The 20,126-nt window shown below is 64.3% G+C and carries 17 protein-coding genes and 1 pseudogene; 6 read left to right on the top strand and 12 right to left on the bottom strand.

All coding sequences use genetic code 11. From position 1 onward, the window contains the following. Positions 1-191: 191 nt before the first annotated feature. From AC27KI_RS09215 to AC27KI_RS09170, 10 genes are all read right to left on the bottom strand, one after another. On the bottom strand, positions 192-2,180 hold the full coding sequence (locus AC27KI_RS09215; RefSeq protein ID WP_487113539.1) for a hypothetical protein: 1,989 nt from the start codon (positions 2,178-2,180) through the stop codon (positions 192-194). After that, entirely contained in the window at positions 2,177-2,794 is a 618-nt protein-coding gene (locus AC27KI_RS09210; protein WP_487113537.1) for a hypothetical protein, read from the bottom strand. The genes AC27KI_RS09215 and AC27KI_RS09210 overlap by 4 nt, the downstream gene beginning before the upstream one ends. A gap of 13 nt (positions 2,795-2,807) precedes the next feature. Then, a complete protein-coding gene (locus AC27KI_RS09205; protein ID WP_487113535.1) occupies positions 2,808-3,392 on the bottom strand; it encodes an STY4526/YPO1902 family pathogenicity island replication protein in 585 nt (194 codons plus the stop codon). Positions 3,393-3,395: 3 nt separating this feature from the next. Further along, complete coding sequence (locus AC27KI_RS09200) at positions 3,396-3,665, bottom strand: hypothetical protein (RefSeq protein WP_487113533.1); 270 nt, start codon at positions 3,663-3,665, stop codon at positions 3,396-3,398. Continuing rightward, positions 3,665-4,117: a hypothetical protein gene (locus AC27KI_RS09195; protein ID WP_487113531.1), complete on the bottom strand. Its 453-nt coding sequence runs from the start codon at positions 4,115-4,117 to the stop codon at positions 3,665-3,667. Before AC27KI_RS09195 ends, AC27KI_RS09200 begins: the two co-directional genes overlap by 1 nt. Positions 4,118-4,191: 74 nt before the next feature. Then, on the bottom strand, positions 4,192-6,003 hold the full coding sequence (locus AC27KI_RS09190; RefSeq protein WP_487113529.1) for a ParB family protein: 1,812 nt from the start codon (positions 6,001-6,003) through the stop codon (positions 4,192-4,194). 21 nt (positions 6,004-6,024) lie between these two features. Continuing rightward, entirely contained in the window at positions 6,025-6,975 is a 951-nt protein-coding gene (locus AC27KI_RS09185) for a ParA family protein (protein WP_487113527.1), read from the bottom strand. 182 nt (positions 6,976-7,157) lie between these two features. After that, the gene (locus tag AC27KI_RS09180) at positions 7,158-8,528 is read right to left on the bottom strand and encodes an MATE family efflux transporter (protein ID WP_487088591.1); all 1,371 of its coding nucleotides are present in this window, start codon (positions 8,526-8,528) and stop codon (positions 7,158-7,160) included. Positions 8,529-8,626: 98 nt separating this feature from the next. After that, complete coding sequence (locus tag AC27KI_RS09175) at positions 8,627-9,925, bottom strand: MFS transporter (RefSeq protein ID WP_487113525.1); 1,299 nt, start codon at positions 9,923-9,925, stop codon at positions 8,627-8,629. A 66-nt stretch (positions 9,926-9,991) separates the two neighbouring features. Then, the gene (locus AC27KI_RS09170) at positions 9,992-10,447 is read right to left on the bottom strand and encodes a MarR family winged helix-turn-helix transcriptional regulator (protein ID WP_487113523.1); all 456 of its coding nucleotides are present in this window, start codon (positions 10,445-10,447) and stop codon (positions 9,992-9,994) included. 50 nt (positions 10,448-10,497) lie between these two features. Between AC27KI_RS09170 and AC27KI_RS09165 the strand changes: the two genes are divergently transcribed. Then, entirely contained in the window at positions 10,498-11,049 is a 552-nt protein-coding gene (locus tag AC27KI_RS09165; RefSeq protein ID WP_487113521.1) for a PaaI family thioesterase, read from the top strand. Next, positions 11,046-11,462, top strand: coding sequence for a lactoylglutathione lyase (gloA, locus tag AC27KI_RS09160; protein ID WP_284402030.1), 417 nt, complete (start codon positions 11,046-11,048; stop codon positions 11,460-11,462). Before AC27KI_RS09165 ends, gloA begins: the two co-directional genes overlap by 4 nt. Before the next feature lie 177 nt (positions 11,463-11,639). Here gloA and AC27KI_RS09155 read toward each other — a convergent pair whose 3' ends face one another. Then, the gene (locus AC27KI_RS09155) at positions 11,640-12,842 is read right to left on the bottom strand and encodes an MFS transporter (RefSeq protein ID WP_487113519.1); all 1,203 of its coding nucleotides are present in this window, start codon (positions 12,840-12,842) and stop codon (positions 11,640-11,642) included. A 153-nt stretch (positions 12,843-12,995) separates the two neighbouring features. Here AC27KI_RS09155 and AC27KI_RS09150 point away from each other — a divergent pair, with 153 nt between their 5' ends. From AC27KI_RS09150 to AC27KI_RS09135, 4 genes and pseudogenes are all read left to right on the top strand, one after another. Continuing rightward, positions 12,996-13,907 carry a LysR substrate-binding domain-containing protein gene (locus tag AC27KI_RS09150; RefSeq protein ID WP_487088587.1) on the top strand — a complete coding sequence of 304 codons (912 nt, stop codon included), beginning with the start codon at positions 12,996-12,998 and terminating at the stop codon, positions 13,905-13,907. A 587-nt stretch (positions 13,908-14,494) separates the two neighbouring features. Beyond that, a pseudogene (locus tag AC27KI_RS09145) lies at positions 14,495-17,191 on the top strand (AAA domain-containing protein); the annotation flags it as partial. Further along, a complete protein-coding gene (locus AC27KI_RS09140; RefSeq protein WP_487113541.1) occupies positions 17,106-17,966 on the top strand; it encodes an AAA domain-containing protein in 861 nt (286 codons plus the stop codon). The pseudogene AC27KI_RS09145 and the gene AC27KI_RS09140, both read left to right, overlap by 86 nt. Continuing rightward, the gene (locus tag AC27KI_RS09135; RefSeq protein WP_487088589.1) at positions 17,963-19,360 is read left to right on the top strand and encodes a phospholipase D-like domain-containing protein; all 1,398 of its coding nucleotides are present in this window, start codon (positions 17,963-17,965) and stop codon (positions 19,358-19,360) included. Before AC27KI_RS09140 ends, AC27KI_RS09135 begins: the two co-directional genes overlap by 4 nt. Before the next feature lie 367 nt (positions 19,361-19,727). Here the strand turns inward: AC27KI_RS09135 and eda are convergent. Further along, positions 19,728-20,126 (bottom strand): bifunctional 4-hydroxy-2-oxoglutarate aldolase/2-dehydro-3-deoxy-phosphogluconate aldolase (gene eda / locus AC27KI_RS09130; RefSeq protein ID WP_487113517.1); only part of this gene is annotated, 399 nt, incomplete at its 5' end.

The raw sequence follows: 20,126 nt of genomic DNA, 5'->3' as shown, positions 1-20,126 counted from the left end.
GACGGTGCCGTTTGGTGCAAAACGCTCCACGTGGCACGACGGTGCCGTTTGGTGCAAAACGGCTCCACGTGGCGACGACGGTGCCGTTTGGTGCAAAACGCTCCGACGTGGCACGACGTGCCGTTTGGTGCAAAAACGCTCCACGTGGGCACGACGTGCCCCTGCCCCGTGCTGAAGTCGGCTGCAACGGATCATCGTGACCCAGCCTTTCCCCGCCGGATGCCGGTCGTTCCAGCCTTCTGCCGAAGCTCCTGGCGCAGCTTGTCCAGCTTGGCCCGTGCGGACAGCGCGGTGTCCGAGTCATTGCGGTGCGGCTCGGACGCGGCAGCCTGTTGCGCCTCGGTGCATTCCCTGGCCGAACGGGCTTCCTGCTTTGCCGCACGCTCGCGCTCGACCTCGCGTCGAGCGGCGACCCGATCGGCCATGGTCAGCACCAGCGTGCCCTTTTCGTGGTGCCGCACCAGGGCGTGCAGCCAAGCGGGTGGGTTGTGGATCGCCTTGTTGCCGGCCAGATGCCCTTGCAACTCGTCCAGCAGCTGCTGCCGAATGGCCTGCGGCGCAGTGGCCATGACCTTGTTCACCCCTACGTGCCATTCCGACTCCAGCCGGTCGGGCATGAACAGCGAATCGCCTTGATGGGTCGGCTCGGGTGCCGGCTGGTGGACTGGCTGGTCGGCAAGACTTCCCGGTGGCCCCGATGCCTCTCGCTGTTGGACAACGGGTTCCTGCTGCACTGGTGCTGGCGCAGCGGTCTCTTCGCGGCTGTCCGGGGAAGGATCAACGTTCCGACCACGACCACACTCTGCGTCCTGCTGTACCGCCGAGTTGTCCACAGGGCAAGGCTGCCCAGGGTCGCGCGTAAGAGGAGTTGGAGGTTTATTGAATACCCTATTTATATGGTTTCGACAAAACGGCAATTTAGTTTCGACGTTTGGGCATTCAAGTTTCGACGTTTCGGCATTTGTCGATTCAAGTTTCGACAAAAGGGCAAACGATTGACACTCGGGCGTGTCCGAACGTGGAGCGGACGCGGATGGGACCGCGTTCTGTCCCGCAGAATTCTGTGCGCGTTGGCTCATCAACGGGCTGGGCGCGCGGGGAGCGAACATGCTCATGACCTGGGAGACTGGCGCGCTGCTGGCCGCGCGGCCCTCGGACTGCGTTCCGATCGCACCGGGCACTGGGCTTGCCACCATGGGACCGAACAGCGGGAGCTGCTTTGCCGCGGGCTGGCCGGGCGAGGCCAGCCAGCGCCGCAATGGCCCGGTGGGGATCTCCGGCACCTGGCGCATCGCTTGAGCGATCGGCGCGATCGACGTGGGCTTCGGCACGGACGGGACCGTGGCCGGAGCCGGCACGAGATGCATGGCCTGCTGCGGCTTCCTGCCCCGGGAGGGCAGCAGCTTTTGCTCCTGGCCCTGCAGGCAGGCCATGATCGCGCCCAGGTTGAGCCGGACCGTGGTGGAGTATTCATGGACGAGACCGGCGCGCTTGAGCCGATCGCGCGCATTGCGCTGTGTCTTGGGGCCAAGGCACAGGGCGATGCGGATGTCCTCTTGGGAGACGCGGAAGTACCCGTCGCCCTGGGGTCCGCGGCATGACGCCCGGGCCACCAGCGCGCGGCGCTGCTGCTGCAGAAGATAGGACAGGTACAGGCCACCGGCCACGCTGCCCGTGAGATCGGACAGCGGCCGGTAGAAACTCACGCACTGGCCGAACCAGGGGGCGAGCGCCTCCCAGCCCAGCGGTGAGCCAGGTTTGGAAACGACCTGCTCCTGCGGCAGGTTGGCCCACGCGGCCAGTCGTTGCAGGTTGACCTTGAAGTGCAGCCGTCCAGGCTTGCCCGCCAGATGCTCGGAGAGCAGTTGCTCGCGCACCAGCAGTTCGCGCACCGTCGTCTGCTCGCGCGTCGTCAGGCCGGTGGCCTGCTGCCACTGCTTGGCGGTGAGGAAGAACCATCCACCGCGGTGCGCGCCGGTCTTGGCCAGATGCCGTGTCCAATACAGGGCGTGCCCCAGGAATACCGCCGCCTTGAAGTTGTCCAGCCGCTCGGCCAGGGCCGGGTGGAACTGGATGAACCCCTGGGCCGCGAGCAGGCGCAACGCCTCGTCCGGCGCTACAGAGCCGTGGAACGAGGGCTGCTCTGGGGCGGATTCGATCCGCCGAAGGCCTGTGATCACTTGGCGATCTGCCGCACTGTGGGGAGCGCTGGGAAGCCAGACTCCATTGCCGCATCCTGCGGCTGCAAGAAGTGGAGCATCTGCGCGAGCGGCTCGGCCTGCTCGATCAGGGCCCGGGCGATGGCATCCAGGTGCAGGGAGTAGACGATGGGCTTGCGCTGGCCGGACTGCTCCGAGACCAGGCCGGCTGCGATCAGCTGGCGGCGGCAGGTTTCCTGCTGTCCGCGGCTGATGCCGGTTTCCTGCTCGCATTCCTGAGCCGACATGGCGAACACGAAGGTGTCGCCCTGGAAGCTCTCCCGAGGCGCATGGACCATGCGCGCCATGGCGCTGGACAGCCAAAGCGCCGGCACCACGCCACCGGCGATGTCCACGTAGGCCCGGTGAAACGAGATGGGTGCCTGCCCGAGCCAGTCGAGCAGGACCGCCTGGCCGAGCAGCGCACCGTGCAGGTCGTTGGCCGCGGTCGGGCTGGGCGTCAGGCCCTGCATGGATGTCTGTTCCATGGATGGGGGGTCCGTGGGCGCGATCGCCACGTCCACTGCCGAGCTGGTTGCCCGGCGCGCGCGCCGCTCATGCCGGTTGGAGAGGTGGGTGACTTTGTTCGCGCCCATGGGAGATGTCCTTTCAGAGAGAGCCGAAGTTGCTGCTGGACGTGGCCACGGCCTCGTCGAACTCGGTCACGGTGGCGTGCAGGGCCTGGATGCGCAGGTCCGGAAAGCGCTGGTGCAGCGCGTAGATGCGCTCGCGCAGCGTGGGGTGCTCGCCCGAGCGCTCCATCTCGTGCCAGACCCGGTGGATCTCGTCGCGCAGCCGCTCGCTGGGCATCGAGGGCCGGCCGCTGGGCACGCCATCGGGGACCAGCAGCTCCCGCAGATCGCGGAATTCATCAGCCGTTAACTTGAAGAACTGGCAGACCATCTGGCGCGAGGCGCCGTGGCGGATGAAGTATTCGCGCAGATGCGCGTCCCGGCGCTGCCAGTCCAGGCGCTGCAGGCAGGCGGCGATCGCGCGCTGCGGCAGCGCGACGCGGATGTCCAGCTCGGTCTGCGCGATGTTGATCAGGTCGCGCGCGGGCCGGTGGCGCAGACTGTCCAGGAACTCGGGCGTGAAGCCCGCGGTCAACAAGGCATCGAAGCCACCCTGGTCCATGTGTTCCACGAGATGCTCCAGCAGCATGCGCTTGAGCATGGGATTGGTGATGGCGAGCATGGGCTACAGGCTCCCTTCCGGGCGCGATTTCACCGGCGGTGCGCCAAGCGGCGCGTTGCGCCAGGCCATGCGCGCGATCTGCTCCAGGCGATCGGCCTCGTGCTTGGCGTCCACGGCAACCTGGTTCAGGCGCTCGAATTGCGAGTGGTCCCAGCTCTCGCACTGGAAGACACGATCGGCGGCGATGCGCCACCTTGCCAGAGCTTCTTGCCAAGCCGCATGCTCGGCGGGCACCGTGTGCGGCGCATCGATGAGGAAGAATTCGACCGCCATCAGAGCGTTCCTCCGGCGGTGACCGCATCCGGCATCGCACAGGCGATGCGATTCATGGCCGCACCCCGGTTCAGGGCGCACTCCACGGCCTGTTCCAGCGTCGGAAACGATCCCCAATTGGTGGAGCGGTCCCATGCGCCGCCATCCAGGCACCGCACGTCGTAACGGGTGCCCGAGGGCCAGGCGGCGAGCCACTTTGCGCGGTTCTCGCGCCAGTGTTCCCGGCCCGCGGCGGCGTATTCGTCCGTTCGCTGGGCGTAGAACGCATCCATCGCTTCGATGGTCTCGGTGCGGATGAAAGGCAAGTACCACCACTTGCCATGCGAGGGCGGACGCGTATCGTTGGGCGTGTCGTCAAACCCCGCGGGCATCCGGGGATCGATGGGAATGCCGTGGGCGAGGCCCTCGGCGATGAATTCGGTGCCGTCGCGGTGGACGAACGTGGCGGGCATGTGACCTCTCCTTTTGCTTTGATTTCTTGCTGTGCCGCGTGGGAATCCAAGCCTGACGTGTCAGGCCGGGTGCATCAAAAGAGCGGCTCCCACCCGGGCAGGAATCGCTCGGGATGGTTGAGCCGGATGCGCTCCATCACGGCCATGAGCCGGGTGAGCGAGAAGCCCACGTCGGGCGCGGCCAGGACCTGGTAGAGGTCCGGCAGCGCGATGGCTGGCTGACCATCGAGGGACTGCACCTGCACGGTCGCGGCCTCCAGGCACGCTTCCTCGAAGCCCTGGGGACCCTTGGCCACGGCCTGCGTCCAGCGCGATGCGTTCACGTCGGTGATCGTTGCGGTGACGCGCCGGTCGTACTGGCCCGACAGGGCGGCAAGCACCTTCCAGAGCGCGGCGCGCAGCACCACCTGCGCCTCGGGCAGGGCTTGCCCACTGGCATGGGCGATATCCTGCTCGGGCAGATCGGCCAGGTAGCCGAAGGGCATGCTTTGGGCGTGGCACAGGATGTCGTGCAACGGCACGACGTCGTTGAGATTGCTCAGGTGCTCCAGCACCAGGCCCTGCAGGTTGGCATTCGGGGATTCGGCCATCAGCAGGGACGAATCGGGGAGCGGAGCCGGCAGATCGGGGGCATGGGCGGGCGCGGAGGGCTGTGCAGCGGGTCGAGCCGGCGCCGAGATGGGCGCTGGTGCCCGGGCCGCAGGGACGGGGGCCAGCATGCCGGCCAGCGGCGGTTGGTGCGGTAGTGCCGCCGGCGCGGCCGCAGGCGGTGCGACCTTGACCTGCCGCAGCGTCTCGGCAGAGATACGGGCATTGCTCTCCAGGGCCGAGATCATCGCGGGGACCGCTTGCGCATTCACTTTGAGCACCGCAGCCACGGTGTCGTGCAAGTCCTGCACCAACAACGGAACGTCCAGCGTGGGCGGTGTCACCTTCTCCTCGCTGCCTGCTTGCTGCTGTTGAGCGGTCTTCGCCGCAACTTGCGCCGCTATCGAGTTGGCGTGGCGATGCAGCGCCGCCTGGATGGCTTGCTGTACATCCACGCGCCGGTCCAGCCGATCGCCGAGTTGGTGCAGGGCTCCGACCAGGGGCCGAATCACCGTATTGACTTCTGTCGCGCGCAGCCAAGGTCCGATGGGCGAGAGGAAATCCACCGCAAAAGCGAAGTTCTGCAGGACTCGGATGCCGAAATTCAGGCCCATGTTTTTCAACTCGGCATTGAGTTCGTTGGCCGTCAGCGGCTTGCCCCGCTCCTTCTCCAGCTCGGCCTTGAAGGTGTTCACGCCTTGCGCGTTCTCCCAGAACGAGATGTCGCCGCGCATCTTGTTCTCGGCCAGGTGCGCAGCGATCGTGCGGGCATGGCCTGCCCAGGCCTTGACGATGACGTGCAGCCGTGCGAAGCGCTGATCGCCGGCCTTGAACAATTCCTTGGCGATCATCAGGCGCGTGTTGCCGCCGCCGTAGGTCGTGTAGCGTTCCTGGCCCGGCCTGCGGGTCACCGTGATCGCATTGGTGATGCCATCGGCCTGGATGCTCGCCTTGATCTCGTCGTACAGCGGGTTTGGCTGCGTGCGCGGGTTGTGCTCGTAAGGCTCCACGTCGTCCACGGACAGCAGCGAGAACGACATGTCCATGTCGGACCTCGGGTCCAGGCCCTCGGTGGCGTTGCGCAAGGGCGGCAGCGCGAGCGCCGCCCTCGCCTGCTCGCGGTATTTCTCGTTCCTGTCCGGCTTGGCCGCGGCTTTGGCGGGGGCGGTAGGGGCAGGCTTGGTTTCGGTGCTCATGGTGGCGTCCTGTTGTGTGGAGGGGCCGGCATCATGATCGCTCAGGCGCAGGCGCTCGGCCCGCTGCGCCGCCGTCAGCGTTTCGGGGGTGTGCGAAGGCATGGGGTTTCACCACCGTCCTTCTCACGCTGATGCCGTGCTGCCGGCAGGGCCGGCTACCTCCTTGGGCTCCGGCTCGGCCGGAGACTCATGTGCTGGCCGGATGGCCTGCACGATCTCGCCCCGGTGGTTCGGGGCGTACTTGTTGACGAGTGAGGGGATCAATTCCCAAAGCAGCGCATGCATCACGTCGCCCGCCTTGACGGGGTCGATCCAGTGCACGGGCACTTGTGCCGTCGCTGCTTTCTTGTAGGCGACCGTGCTGGGCACGGTGGTGGAGAGGACGGACACGCGCCCGCGCATCTCCAGGAACTGGTTTCGGATGAGGCCCGACATGGCGTCCGAATCCACGGTGCGCTCCACGCGGTTGATGATGGCCTTCATGGCCGGAACGGTGAACCCCATGTTCACCGAAGACTCCAGGCGCTCCATGAGTTTGAGCGTGCCGTCCACGAATTCGCGCGCCGACACGATGTCGGGCGAGGCGGGGGCGATCAGGATGTCGGCTGCGTTGACAGCGGCATCCTGCAGATGGCCCACCGCACCTTGCGTGTCGATGATCACCACGTCATAGTCGCGCTGCACGTCGGCGCTGGCGAGCGACATGCGGATTCGCACGAGGCGATCAAGGCGGTTGGACAGCCAGTCCTGCAGCCGTCCGTCGCGTGTATCGGAGGCGACCAGGTGCATGAAACCACCCTGCACATTCAAGCGAGAATGGTCTCCCGGAAAATCCTCCGGAGGCAATTCGATATGGCTCACGCAGTCGGCGGACAAAATGCCGCCCATTACCATGCTGGTCAGGCCGTTATCGGCCACATGGGACAACTTGAAATACCGGGTGAGCGATGGCTGAACGTCCGCATCGACCAGAAGGACGCGGTAGCCGAGATCGGCGAGCAGCCCTCCCAGGTTGGCTGAGAGGGTGGTTTTGCCTACGCCGCCCTTGGTGGCGACGACGGTGAGTGTGAGCATGGAATCCTCGCTGAATCAGGTTATGTACCTGATTCAGCGGATGAATCCGAAAAATCAATTAAATCTCAATTAATAATCATTACAGATTATTAATCGCCCTCAAAAGAGGTGCTTGAGAATATACATCGTATCTAGTGATGGATCAGTGCTGAGAGTTTTCATCGACCCATTCCTGTCTCGCGTCAGCCTGACGATCCTGTCTTGGCCGCCATATGTAGCTTGGGCCAACCCACGCGGCCGAACCAGGCGCCGCCCGCGATGGCCATTGCATTCATCGACCCATACACCACCAGCGCTACCGCCTGGGCCATGAACACTTGGATCAGCGTTCCGCCGGATTCCATCGCCCACCAGCCGCCGATGCCAGCGACCATCAACCGCGCAACGTTTCCGCCCACCGGCCAAGCCAGCCGTCCGGCGCCTTGTGAGGCAAAGTACAGCGCCAGTCCCAGTCCGAAAAAGCCGTAGACCGGTCCTACGATCCGCAAATATTGGGCGCCGGCTTCCAGCATCGCGGGATCGGAACCGAACAGGCCAAGCCACGCATGGGGAAACAGCGCGGCGGTCACGCCGATGCCCTCGGTCAGTACAAACGCGACGGCTGCGCCGATCCAGGTCGCGCGCAGCGCGCGGGCGCGGTCGCCAGCGCCCAGGCATGTGCCGACCAGTGTGACCAGTGGCGCCCCCAGTCCGAACACCAAGGGGACGAGGATGTATTCCAGCCGCGATGCCGTGCCATAGCCTGCAATGGCGGCCGGCCCGAAATGCCCGACCAGTCCCGTGGCGATGCCAATGGTGAGATTGGTGGCAAGCGTCGATACGGCGCCTGCAAGCCCAACCCGCAAGATGCTGCCGAACAAGGCGCAGCGCCATTGAAGCCCTTGGCGAGACAGCCGCAGCAAGCTGTGACGCGAACGCAGATACGCGCACAGCGCCAGCGTTCCGCCCAGGTAATACAACACCAGCGCCAGCGCGCCCCCGGCAATGCCCAGGCCGGGAATCGGCCCCCAGCCGAAGATCAGGACTGGCGACAGCGGCACGAGCAGCACCGTGCCGGCGGTCGTGATTTTGGCTGGCAGCGCCATGTTTCCCGTTCCGCGCACCACCGCCGACAATGCGTTGAACAGCCACACCAGCACCGCGCCGGCAAACACTGTGTGCGAATAGGTGAGCGCTGCCTCCAGCGACGCGCCCTCCCCGCCCATCGAACGGTAAAGCGCCGCCCCACCCCACCACAGCACCACCGTGAACAAAAAGCCGAAGGCGATGGCAATCACCAGCCCGGCCCACGCCAGCGATTCAGCCTGCGCAAGATCGCGGCGGCCCAAAGCGCGGGCGATGGCGGACGCGATGGCACCGCCCATGGCGCCGGCAGACGTCATCTGCATCAGCATGACGATGGGAAAGACCAGCGCCATGCCAGCCAGCGCATCAGTACCAAGGCGGCCGATGAACCACGTTTCGATCAGGCCCGCCGAAGCCTGCGCCACCATGATCAGTACGTTCGGCGCCGCCATGCGCAACAGCAATGGCGCCAGCGGCGCCTCCAGCATGCGGCGGGTGCGGGGATCCAGCTGGGGCGGCTCTGACGCCGAAGAAGCCGAAGCCAGGGCAGAGGCGGATGTGGCGGTGGAAGACATGGCGACTCCGGTCAGGCGGGCTGTGCCACGGCTTTCGCGGGCCGGGCCGGCCGCTGGATCAGCAGCACCAGGCCGGCCGCCAGCAGGCAGGCCGCACCCGCCGCGTAGAGCGCCGGGGTGTAGGTCAGCAGCAGCGTGCGCGTGAGGCCCGCGCCCCAGGCCGCCACGGCCGCGCCGATCTGGTGGGCCGCGAAAATCCACCCGAAGACGAGTCCGACCTTTTGCGGGCCGAACGTGGCGCCGGCCAGCTTGACGGTGGGTGGCACGGTGGCGATCCAGTCCAGCCCGTAGAACATGGCGAACAGGCCCAGTCCGTAGAACGTGAACTCGGAATGCGGCAGCCAGAACAGCGACAGGCCACGCAAGCCGTAGTACCAGAACAGCAGCTTGCGGTTGTCGTACCGGTCGGACAGCCAGCCCGACAGGACCGTGCCCACGAAATCGAACGCGCCCATCATCGCCAGTACCGACGCGGCGGGCACGGCGCCCATGCCGTTGTCCGCGCACAGCGAGATGAAGTGGGTCTGCAGCAGCCCGTTGGTGGACAAGCCGCAGATGAAGAAAGTGGCGAACAGGATCCAGAATGTGCCGCTGCGCGATGCCTCGGCCAGCGCCCTGAACGGCGTGGCGAAGTTCATCGCCATGGCGGGCGGCGGCGGCGTTGCGGCGGCGGGCGCGGTGTCGCCATAGGCGGCCAGGCCCACGTCCGACGGCCGGTTACGCACGAAGGCCAGCGCCAGAGCGCCCACCACCGCACAGGCCACGAAAATCGGCGCGATGGCGGAGCGCCAGCCCCAGTGCTCGATCATCCAGGCCGCGAACGGCAGGAACGCCAGCTGCCCCGTCGCCGCGCTGGCCGTCAGCAGCCCGACGACCAGGCCGCGCCGTGCGACGAACCAGCGGTTGGCCACCACCGCGCCCAGTACCAGCGCCGTCAGGCCGGTGCCCAGGCCCAGCAGCAGGCTCCACAGAACGAACAATTGCCACAGCTGGCTGGCCAGCGTGACCAGTGCCATGCCGGTGCCGACCAGGGCCAGTCCCAGGCACATCACCGCCCGCAGGCCCCAGCGCTCCATCAGCACGGCGGCGAATGGCCCCATCAGCCCGAACAGCGCAAAGCGCAGTGCCAGCGCGGTGGAGATCTGGTCTGTCGTCCAGCCGAACTCCTTGGACAGCGGCTGCAGCATCGCGCCCGGCAGGCCCAGTGCCGCCGACATCGTCAGCATGGTCAGGAAGGTGATGCCGGCCACGAGCCAGCCGTAGTGGATGCCATGGCGCTGCAGCCAGCGTGCGGCGGATCGAGACAGCATGGGCGAGCCTTTTTGCGGAGAAAGCGTGGATTGGGGGAACCGGGGGTGTCGTTCGGGCGAAGCCGCTCAGGGCGGCGGGTCAGCGGCCGCGCCGGCATCCAGCAAGCGCACCGTGTCGTCGAGCAGCGCGTGCAGGGCGGCCACGTGCGCCACGCCCAAGCGCTCGTTCAGCGCCTCCTGCGCAATGCGCCAATGGCGCTGGGCCTCCTGGCGCTTGGCACGGCCCGATTCGGTGAGCTGCACGCTGCGGCTGCGGGCGTCGTCTCCCGCCGCCACCGCCACCCAGCCCGCGTCCTGCAGCGGCCGCAGATTGCGGGTGAGCGTGGACGCATCCATGCGCATGGCGCGCGCCAGATCGCCCGGGCGCACGGGGCCCAGGCTCTGGATGTGCGAGAGCAGCGAATACTGCGTGGTCTTCAGCCCGGTCTTGCCGACCTCGGTGTCGTAGTGCTGCGTGACCAGGCGGGTGACCTGGCGCAGTTTGAGGTTCGTACAGCCTCGGGGTTTGGTGGGGGCATCCATGGCATATGATTGTAGCTACAACAATTGCAGATGCAATCAAGGAGATGCCCATGGCGAACGAAGACACCTTGGCGCAGTGGCTTGCGCAGGAACAGGCCGTGATGGAGCGCATGAGCGCCGGCCCCGGGGCCGGCGTTGCGACACCGGCGCAGATTGCCGGCAAGACCGGGCTGGAGGTCATGCAGTCCATGCTGGCCGGCCAACTGCCCTACCCGCCCATCGCGCAGACGCTGGACTTCTCGCTCATCGAAGTGGGCCAAGGCGCGGCCGTCTTCCAGGGCACGCCCCGCACGGCCCACCTCAACCCCATGGGCACGGTGCATGGCGGCTGGTTCGCCACCCTGCTCGATTCGGCCCTGGGCTGCGCGGTGCATACCCGCATGCCGGTGGGGCGCGGCTACACCACGGCCGAGCTGAGCGTGAACATCGTCAAGGCCCTCACGCCCAAGGTGCCGCGTGTGCGCGCCGAAGGCCGCGTGATCCACTGCGGCCGCCAGCTGGCCACCGCCGACGCCCGGCTGGTGGGACCGGACGGCACGCTCTACGCCCACGCCACGACGACGTGCCTGGTCTTCGAGTTGCCGGCACAATCGCGGGCATGAGATTCCTCCACACGATGCTGCGCGTTGGCAACCTCCAGCGCTCGATTGATTTCTACACCAACGTCCTGGGCATGCAACTGCTGCGCCAGTCCGAAAACCCCGAGTACAAATACTCGCTGGCCTTTCTGGGCTTCGACGGCGGCAACCCCGGCCAGGCCGAGATCGAGCTGACCTACAACTGGGGCACCGAAAGCTACGACCTGGGCACGGCCTACGGCCACATCGCCCTGGGCGTGCCGGACGCCTATGCGGCCTGCGAAAAGATCAAGGCCGCCGGCGGCAACGTCACGCGCGAGGCGGGGCCGGTCAAGGGCGGCACGACGGTGATCGCATTCGTCACCGACCCCGATGGCTACAAGATCGAGCTGATCGAACGCAAGAACGACGTGGGCGCGGGAACCGGTTTGCGCTGACGGCGGACTGGTTGCTATATTTTTGATAGCGTAATGCCCTAGTGAAACATGCGCTGGGCACCGATTTGACCTGGATCGGGAAATGACCGGCCGGGCGGGCGGCCTGATCCGCTTTCCTGGCCCATCGGCCCCTGCCTGCCCGTCCACGCGGGCAGGCTTGGCCTTGGGCTCCAGCGGCTAGGCCTGTCCCTTGCGGGCCCACCGTGCCACCCACGGGCACGCCGCCACGGCCACCAGGGCCACCACCGCGCCAGCCAGCGCCACGCTGCCCACACCCCAGAGCGAAATGCTGGCGCCCCCCAGCATGGCGCCCAGCGCGATCCCGCCATTGGCCGCCGACACGTTGACCGTCCCGGCCAGCGCCTGCGCATCCGGCGCCGACTTCATCACCCGCAATTGGCAGATCGGATAGAGCGCCGTGTTGGCCACGCCCCAGACCGCCAGCGCGGCGACCAACCCAATGGGTTGCCGCGCCAACCACATGACCGCCACCATGCCCACCGCCAGCATCGCGCTGAACGCGGCCGTCGCCGCCAGGGGCCTGCGATCCACCCACAGGCCGCCCAGCCAGTTGCCGATCAAACCCACCGCGCCAAAGCCCATCAGCCACCAGCCCACCTGCGATGACGGCACCTGCGCCACCTGCTCCAGCAACTCGGCCAGGTAGGTATAGCCGGTGAACATCGCGGTGAACACCACCACGGACAGCACCGCATTGGCAATGAACGCCGGATGGCGCAGCAGGCGTGCCTGCGCCGCCAAGCCCACGCGCTGGCCGGCTTTCATGCGGGGCATGGCCATCTGCAGCAGCGCGGCCACCGCCAGCGACAGGGCCGCCAGGATCCAGAAGGCAGCGCGCCACCCCACCGCATCGCCGGCCAGGGTGCCCAGCGGAATGCCGAACAGCATGGCGCCCGAGATGCCCAGGTAGACCGTCGACACCGCCCTGCCCGCCCGCTGCGGCCCGGCCAGTTGCGCGGCGGTCTCGCTGGCCGTGCCCCAGAACACGGGCAAGGCCAGGGCCGGCACGATGCGCGCGATCGCCAAAACCCAGAGATTGGGCGCCATCGCCGCGACGGCATTCGACACGGCAAAAAGCACCAGCACCGCTACGAACAGGCGCTTGCGCTCGATATGGCCCAGCCATGCCGTCAGCGCCGGCCCGCACAGCATCACCACCACGGCAAAGAGCGTCACCAACTGGCCGGCCGTGGAAACGGACACGCCCAGGTCCCGGGCCAATGCCGGCAGCAACCCCACCATCAGGAATTCGGTGGTCACGATCACGAACGCGGACACCGCCAGGACGACGATGGACGATGCCCCGGCTTTCGTGCCGGTGGGTTCGGTGGTGAGGGGTTCTGTGGCGAGCGTGGGCATACGGATGGGATGGGGAATGGGAAATGGGGATGGGCAACGCCTTCTTCTTGCTGATCCACCAGCTTATTCAATCCAGGGTTTCTTCTGTTGGATGCTTTTTCCTGATTCAATGGAGAAAAATTCTGCAATCGACCATCGGAGGGCCCCGCCATCGTGAACAGCTCGGAACGCCTCAAAGGCATCGACGTGTTTGTCGCCGTCGCCGCCGCCGGCAGCTTCGCGGCCGCGGCAGACCGGCTGAACCTCACCGGTTCCGCCGTCGGAAAATCCATCGCGCGGCTGGAGGCGCGGCTGAGCACCCGGCTGTTCGAGCGCACCACCCGCAAGCTGCAGTTGACCGACGCTGGCACCGCCTTCCACCGGGTTTGCCTGCGCGTGCTGGAAGACATCGAATCGGCCGAACGCGTGCTGGCATCCGACACCGCCGAGCCATCCGGCCGCCTGCGCGTGGACGTGCCCGCCACCTTCGGTCGCCGCCAGGTCATGGCCTGGCTCATGGCCTTTGCGGCGGATCACCCCGCGGTGCAATTGCACGTCTCGTTCACCGACCGCTTCGTGGACGTGGTGGATGACGGCATCGACGTCGCCGTGCGCATCGGCGGCGCCGACACCTGGCCCGCCAACCTGGGGCACCGGTTCCTCGGCAAGGAGCGCCTGATCTTCTGCGCCTCACTCGCCTATCTGGAGCGCAAGGGCGTGCCCGCCACGCTGGAAGACCTGCTGTCCTCGCACGACGCGATCACCTACGGCCGCGCGGACGGCACGGCCAGCCCCTGGCTCATTTCCCATGGAGCCGGCCCGACCGAGCGGCGCGTGGTGGACAGCCGCATCGTCGTGGGCGACGGAGAGGCACAGCTCAACGCCGTGGTGGCGGGCCTGGGGGTCGCGCAACTGGCGACCTGGCTGGCAGGGGACGCACTGCGTGCAGGGCAGTTGGTGCCGATCCTGCCGGACTACGATCTGGAGGGATTACCGCTGCACATCGTGTGGCCGCGCAGCAAGCGGCTGCTGCCGAAGGTGGATAGTTTGTTGGGCCACTTGGCGGAGCATTTGCGCGTGCGTTGAAATGGGATTCACGCGGGGAGCGGTCTCGAGCAGTACGAGGGGTTAGGCCCACTACCGCTTTTCAGCTTTGACGTGTGGGTGTCGGCTGTGCAGCGGTTGCAGACCTTGGACCGATGATGCCTACAGGCCGCTGTGGGGCCAGGAGCAGCCGCTCGTTCAGGGCCGGAATCGGGGCCAAAAGCAGACGTTAGACACAGAGGTGCAAGAGGTGGTTGTAGGCTAAAGAACCACTAGAGCCCCGTTGCGAATTGGTATCAAATCGCCGCCAGCTTACTGTCTGCACAATAAACACATGAACGAGCAGATACCCGAACCTCATTGATACGCAGTGCAGCCCAAGCCTGTTGCTTCTCTGCTCGGTACCAGCAAACGCGGACATGCTTACTTGCGAACGTTGTTGATCCATGAGCCCGCTCGGTCCTGATGGTCGTCTTTCCCAAGCCAAGTCAGTGCTGTTTCATGCACCGTATCGTCTCAAGGCTTCAAATTAATGCCGAGCACATCGTGATGTGATTTATGCAGACCTCCCCCAGCACTGTCAGAATCGCCTGCAGCGGTATGCCTATAAAGTGCCGCATCAGGGAGGAATGAGGTTTATGCAGAGTTCAGATGCGGTAGTGAAAGCTAGCACGTTGAAGGTGCCGAAGCTAATCCTTGCCGATGGCAGGTACGTGACACGCGGCAAGCCTCGTAGCGGCGGCTTGGCACAGGTTTACCAAGCATCAGACACGGAGACTGGCGAAACTGTCGCTGTAAAGGTTTTCCGCGTCACGGGTGAGCCGGACGACATCGTCGAGGAATCGTTCCGCCGAGAGGTCCAGGCGCTATCGGAGCTGAAGCACCCTGGAATCATCCGCATCCTAGACTCTGGGCGTGACGACGACGAGGAAGTGCACTACTTAGTGATGGACTGGGTCGACCAAGATCTCAAAACGAGGTATCTGGAAACGCCCTCCTCCCAGTCTGCATTTCCCGACTGGGATAGCTACTACCAAACAATTGGTCTTCCTGTGCTGGAGGCTCTGTCCTTCGCCCACTCCCGCGGTGTGGCACACCGGGACGTCAAACCAAGCAATGTACTGCTGACGCCCGAGGGCCAGGTCCGCCTCTGCGACTTCGGTATTTCGAAAATCCGGAACTATCTTGCGCCTGGCGTCACGCTTGCCCAGTTCGCATCCGAGCCGTTCTCCCCGCCCGAACCAGATGACGGCAGCTACAGCTACAGCCGCGATGTCTTCGGCTTCGCCGTTCTGAGCCTAAGTTTGCTTAGTGCAATGCCAGTGAAGACTGCAGCGGACGTCCAGCGCGTCGTGGAAGAGGTAGACGTTCCTCCTGGCGTACGGCAACTGCTACGGCGATGCCTCTCGACAGACAGTCCTGCCGATCGGCTAGCTATGGCTGCCGTGTTGATTGCAGAGCTCGCACAGGCCGCTCCGCAGGCGTTGCCAACGAAGCCGGTAGCGCTCTTCGTTCTAACGAACAAGGTCCGCGCGACGCTTGAGCACGACATGGCCATCAACAATTCTGATGCTGACCGATTTGTGACCGCAGATCTTGCCCAGGCAGTCGGCGAGCAAATGCCTGAAGATCCGGCGCGGCCAGGCTGGAGCATGTATCTCTACGGGGACAAGTATGGCTACATCGCGCGACCTGATGAGTTCGGCAGCAAGCTGGCTCTCGTGAGCGCTCGAGATTACTCAGCATCGGAGCTCGAGCGACGTACCAAGCAAGCGTTTGAGCTGGGCGTCCGATTCGACATCACCGGCACTGCCCCAGCGGCATCAACCGCTTCGTTGGCAGCAATGCGCGAGGTACTCGCCGAGGCACATGAGAAGCGCAAACACCAACAATTGGAGGAGCGCGAACGCAAGCTGTTCTACACATGGCTGGACCTGCTGTCTGCGAAGGCTGCAATGGAAAAGCAGCGGCAAACGCACCTCTTGTACGAAAAGAAGGAAGAGTTCCAAGAGTTCCTGAAGCTGACCCTCTCGCCCAATCAGACAGCCAACGTGCTACTGGACCAACAGGTCTCTATAGATTCGGGTTTAAGGGACGTTTTCCAGGGCCTCGTTGTGCGAGCGCACGGAAACACCCTGCTGATCCGGCCAAGCGACCGAAACAGACTCAGCCTTACCGCCCTGCCCGATTCAGGCCGTGTCGAGACTGACTCAACTCGCACAGATATGGCATTAGACCGTCAGCGGGCGGCCGTGGAGGCCGTCAGATTCGGCCGGTCTGTGAATCCGGAGCTTGGGAAGCTGATTGCGAGTCCGGAGAAGGTGTCCGTGCCTCCGTCCCAGGACATCGATTTCATCCAGACGAAGATTGACGACGACAAGAAGGCAGCAGTGCTTGCTGCGTACGCAGGACCTGATCTGCTGGTCGTGGAGGGTCCTCCTGGCACAGGCAAGACCACTTTCATCACTGAACTCGTTCTCCAAACGCTGCGCCGCGAGCCGAACGCGCGGGTACTGCTGACATCGCAAACGCACGTGGCGCTTGACAACTCCCTAGAGCGAATCGTCTCGCAATCGGGCGGAAAAGTCGAAGCCATTAGGATTGGCCAACGAGAGGATGACCGCATCGCCCAAAGCACGCGCGAGCTACTGCTCGACGAGCAGCTGCCTGTACTCCGCAAGCGGGCTCTGGCCTCAGGTGCATTGTTTTTGGAAGACCGTGCCACCGCGCTGGGCATCCCCCTGGAGCAAGTCCACCGTTCTATGGCGTTAGACAAACTTTGCAGCTTGAAGACACGCCTGGAGCAGGTCACATCGCGTATCCAAGCAATTGCGAAGCTGCTTGAAGAGCAGAAGGTAAAGCCACTGCTGCCCGAGTTCCTGCGGCAGATGAAGGACGAGCTCACCGGCTTGACCGCCGAGCAGGATGAGCTTGATAGGAGCGCGACCAAGGCCCGGGGCGAACTTGCGAAATATGTGTCCAAGGAAGACTTCGCCGAGTTCACCCAATGTCCGCTTGAAGAGTTGCGGATCTGGGTCGATGAGTACAACGACCGCTCGCCGGGAGGGGCTCAACTCAAGGACCTGCTGCATATTCACGCCGATTGGTCAGCGGAGTTTGGACGCAGCGTCGAGTTCAAAGCCGCCGTGGTGGCCTCCGCTCAGGTGGTGGCCGGCACATGCCTTGGCGTGGCCAGCGTCCCTGGCAAGCACGACCTGACGTACGATCTATGCATCGTCGATGAGGCATCGATTGCCACACCGACGGAGGTACTCGTGCCGATGTCTCGCTCACATCGGACAGTGCTCGTGGGAGACAACAAGCAACTTTCGCCATTTCAGGATCGCGAGCTGGGCAACGCAGGCCTCCTCGAAAAGTTTGGGCTGGTCCCGGCAGACCAAAAAACTAACGCTGTTCCAGCGACTGACCGAGGGACTTCCCCTAGACCTGCGAAAGACGCTGACGACCCAGCATCGGATGTTGCCGGCACTCGGAAATCTTGTCTCCGAGTGCTTCTACAACGGCCAGCTGAAAAGCGTAGAACGAGCGCCGGCCGAGCATTTGATGAGCGCTTGGCCAAAACCTGTCATGTGGTTCTCAACGTCACGGCTGCCAAGGCACCGCTCGCAAAAAATAGGAACATCGCACTACAACGATGTTGAGGTCGAGGAGATCCTGAAGCAACTTGGCTTACTAGACTTCAAAATAAGGAACGGTAAATTTCCTGCAAAGAGAGTCAGCGTCGCGTTACTGACGGGCTATGGCGAGCAGCGACAGCGTCTCGATCAAAGCGTTCAATCGAGACGACACGAGTGGAAGAGTTTCAGCGACATCTACGTCAACGTAGTAGACGCCTTCCAAGGCCGAGAGGCTGACGTGGTCCTGTTCTCCGTCACCCGCTCCGAGGTAGATAGCCTCGGTTTCTTAAAGGAGATGGAGCGCATCAACGTTGCGCTCTCCCGAGGCAGAGAGCTACTCGGCATCGTCGGCGACCATTACTACTGCCAGACTGTGAAGGGCGACTTGAATCCGCTCAAGGACGTCATTGAGCACATGCGACGAAATCCCGATGACTGTCAAATTCAGGAGTTGAAACCGTGACGCTCCAGACGATGTTGAACGAGGCGGCTGAGAGTCGTCCTGGCCTGCAGCTCACGTGCTTCAAGGAAGCGGGGCTACCTATCTACGTCCTCAATGTGCGCGTGCTTGTCAAAGAGGTTCGCGCGCTGCCGCCAGTAGAGACCGCCGTGCTTCGCGCTGTGCGAGCAGGCCTCACCCAGCCCCACGAGATCTATCGCTTCCTCGGCTTGCCTGAGCGCTCTCTCATGCCGGTGCTGGCAGAACTGGGGAAGAAAGAATATCTGCAGTACAGCCGGCCCATTGGCAGCACCGATGCCATGGTCAAGCTGACCGCACCGGGGCGAATCGCGGTCGCTGAGGCCTGCTCTGTTCTACCGGTCGAGCGAACAGTTCAGATTTGCTGGGATGCGCTGACTCGCAAGGTCGTCAATATAAGTTCGGAGCAACTCACAAAGCCTCGAGACATGACTGAGCAGGGGCGCTTTGAAGTCCCAGGCGTAAATGCTCGCGAGCTTCGGCCGACAGATATCTCTCTAGAGTTCTTCGACGCCATCCTTGAGCGAAATAAGCCGGCTCTGGCTCTCAAGCAAGAACTCATCGCCATCCAAAGCATCGACCGTCGTGAGTTGCGCTATCTCGAATGTCTGATGTTGTTCTACCGAAGGACAGCAGAGCCAGCGATTATAGATGTTGGCTTCTGGAGAGAGGATGGGGCGTCCCTGCCGCACGAACAGGCCTTCCGCGAGATTGGCGGTCCTGAGCGAGTCGGCGCACGGCTACTTGCCGAGTCCGCGAGCAACCGGCCAGAGTCGGTCATGCAGACCGCACGGGAGACGCGGGTGGCAACGAGAGTTGCGGGCCAACCTACCGTCCCTGCCGAGCTTGAGGACTCCGTGGGCAGTACGCTGCAATCGCTGCTTTGCCACCAGCATCCACAGGTCCTACGGGATGCCCTCAAGAACGCCAAATCGAGGTTGCTGATCATCTCGCCATGGATTCGGCATCAGGTCGTAGATCGATTCTTCCTTGTGGACCTTGAAGCAGCGCTCCGTCGTCGGGTGAAGGTGCACATCGGATACGGCATCGATGAGGGAGACCGTCAGGGACAACCTGCAGCGCCCGCGGCCGCCGGCGTTAAGCCAGCAATCACCGAGCAGGCAAAACGAGCATTAGACGCCCTGGCGAAGCACTACCCAAATTTCAAGTTTGTCTACATCGGCAACACCCACCGGAAGATGCTCGTGTGCGACACCGATTTTTCAGTGACCACGAGCTTCAACTGGCTCTCCTTCCGAGGCAGTCCACGTGATAAACCGAGGGACGAGTATGGACAAATGGTTCGCAAGCAGCACTATATTGACCAGCACTACGACGAGGGGATTCGACTAATCGAGCAGGGCTACCAAGGTGTCTAGACTGCCGATGTGATTTAACTCTTGACTGGAGGCGGCCGGTTTTCAGGTTGAACGTCGGTTTTTGGGCGTCGAACTCGAGGAATCGATTGCCGGCAATCGCTGAGCGGCCTCTCCAGACGCCGTTGCGAGCGACTGCTTTGGGCGTACAGCCGCCGTCTGATTGGCTTCGCTGAGCGTCGGAGACCAGCCTAAACCAGTTAGTCAGAAGCCGTGGCAATTGCTAGCTCCCGGCCGGTCGCTGTAGTGGTAGTAGCAATTGTTTGCCAGATAAAGGGGGTGCCAAGGCGATCAAAAACAACCGCAAACCACCGACTGTGTTTGGCACAGCGGCCAGCACTCACCCATCAGCGCCAGCAGCCCATTCGCCTCAAACCTTCGCGCGCAGCGCCACGGCCCCCCGTGCCAATTCGGTCACCCTCGCCCAATCCCCCTGCGCCAGCGCATCCCCTGGCACCAGCCACGACCCGCCGACGCAGGCCACATTCCCCAGCGCCAGAAACTCCGCCGCATTGCCCGGCTGGATCCCGCCCGTGGGGCAGAAGACCACATCGCTGAACGGCCCCTGCCACGCCTTGAGCATGGCCAGGCCACCGGCCTGAACGGCGGGAAAGAACTTCAGCGCGTTGAAGCCCTCTTCCTGCGCCAGCATGATCTCGCTGCCCGTTGCCACGCCGGGCAGCAACGGCAGCCCCAGGTCGCGGCAGGCGCGGCCGACCGCTGGGGTGAAGCCCGGGCTCACCGCGAAGCGGGCCCCGGCAACGGGGCG

It is taken from the genome of Acidovorax sp. KPB24-03 (assembly GCF_057546605.1).
This window is presented reverse-complemented; position numbering and strand designations above follow the sequence as displayed.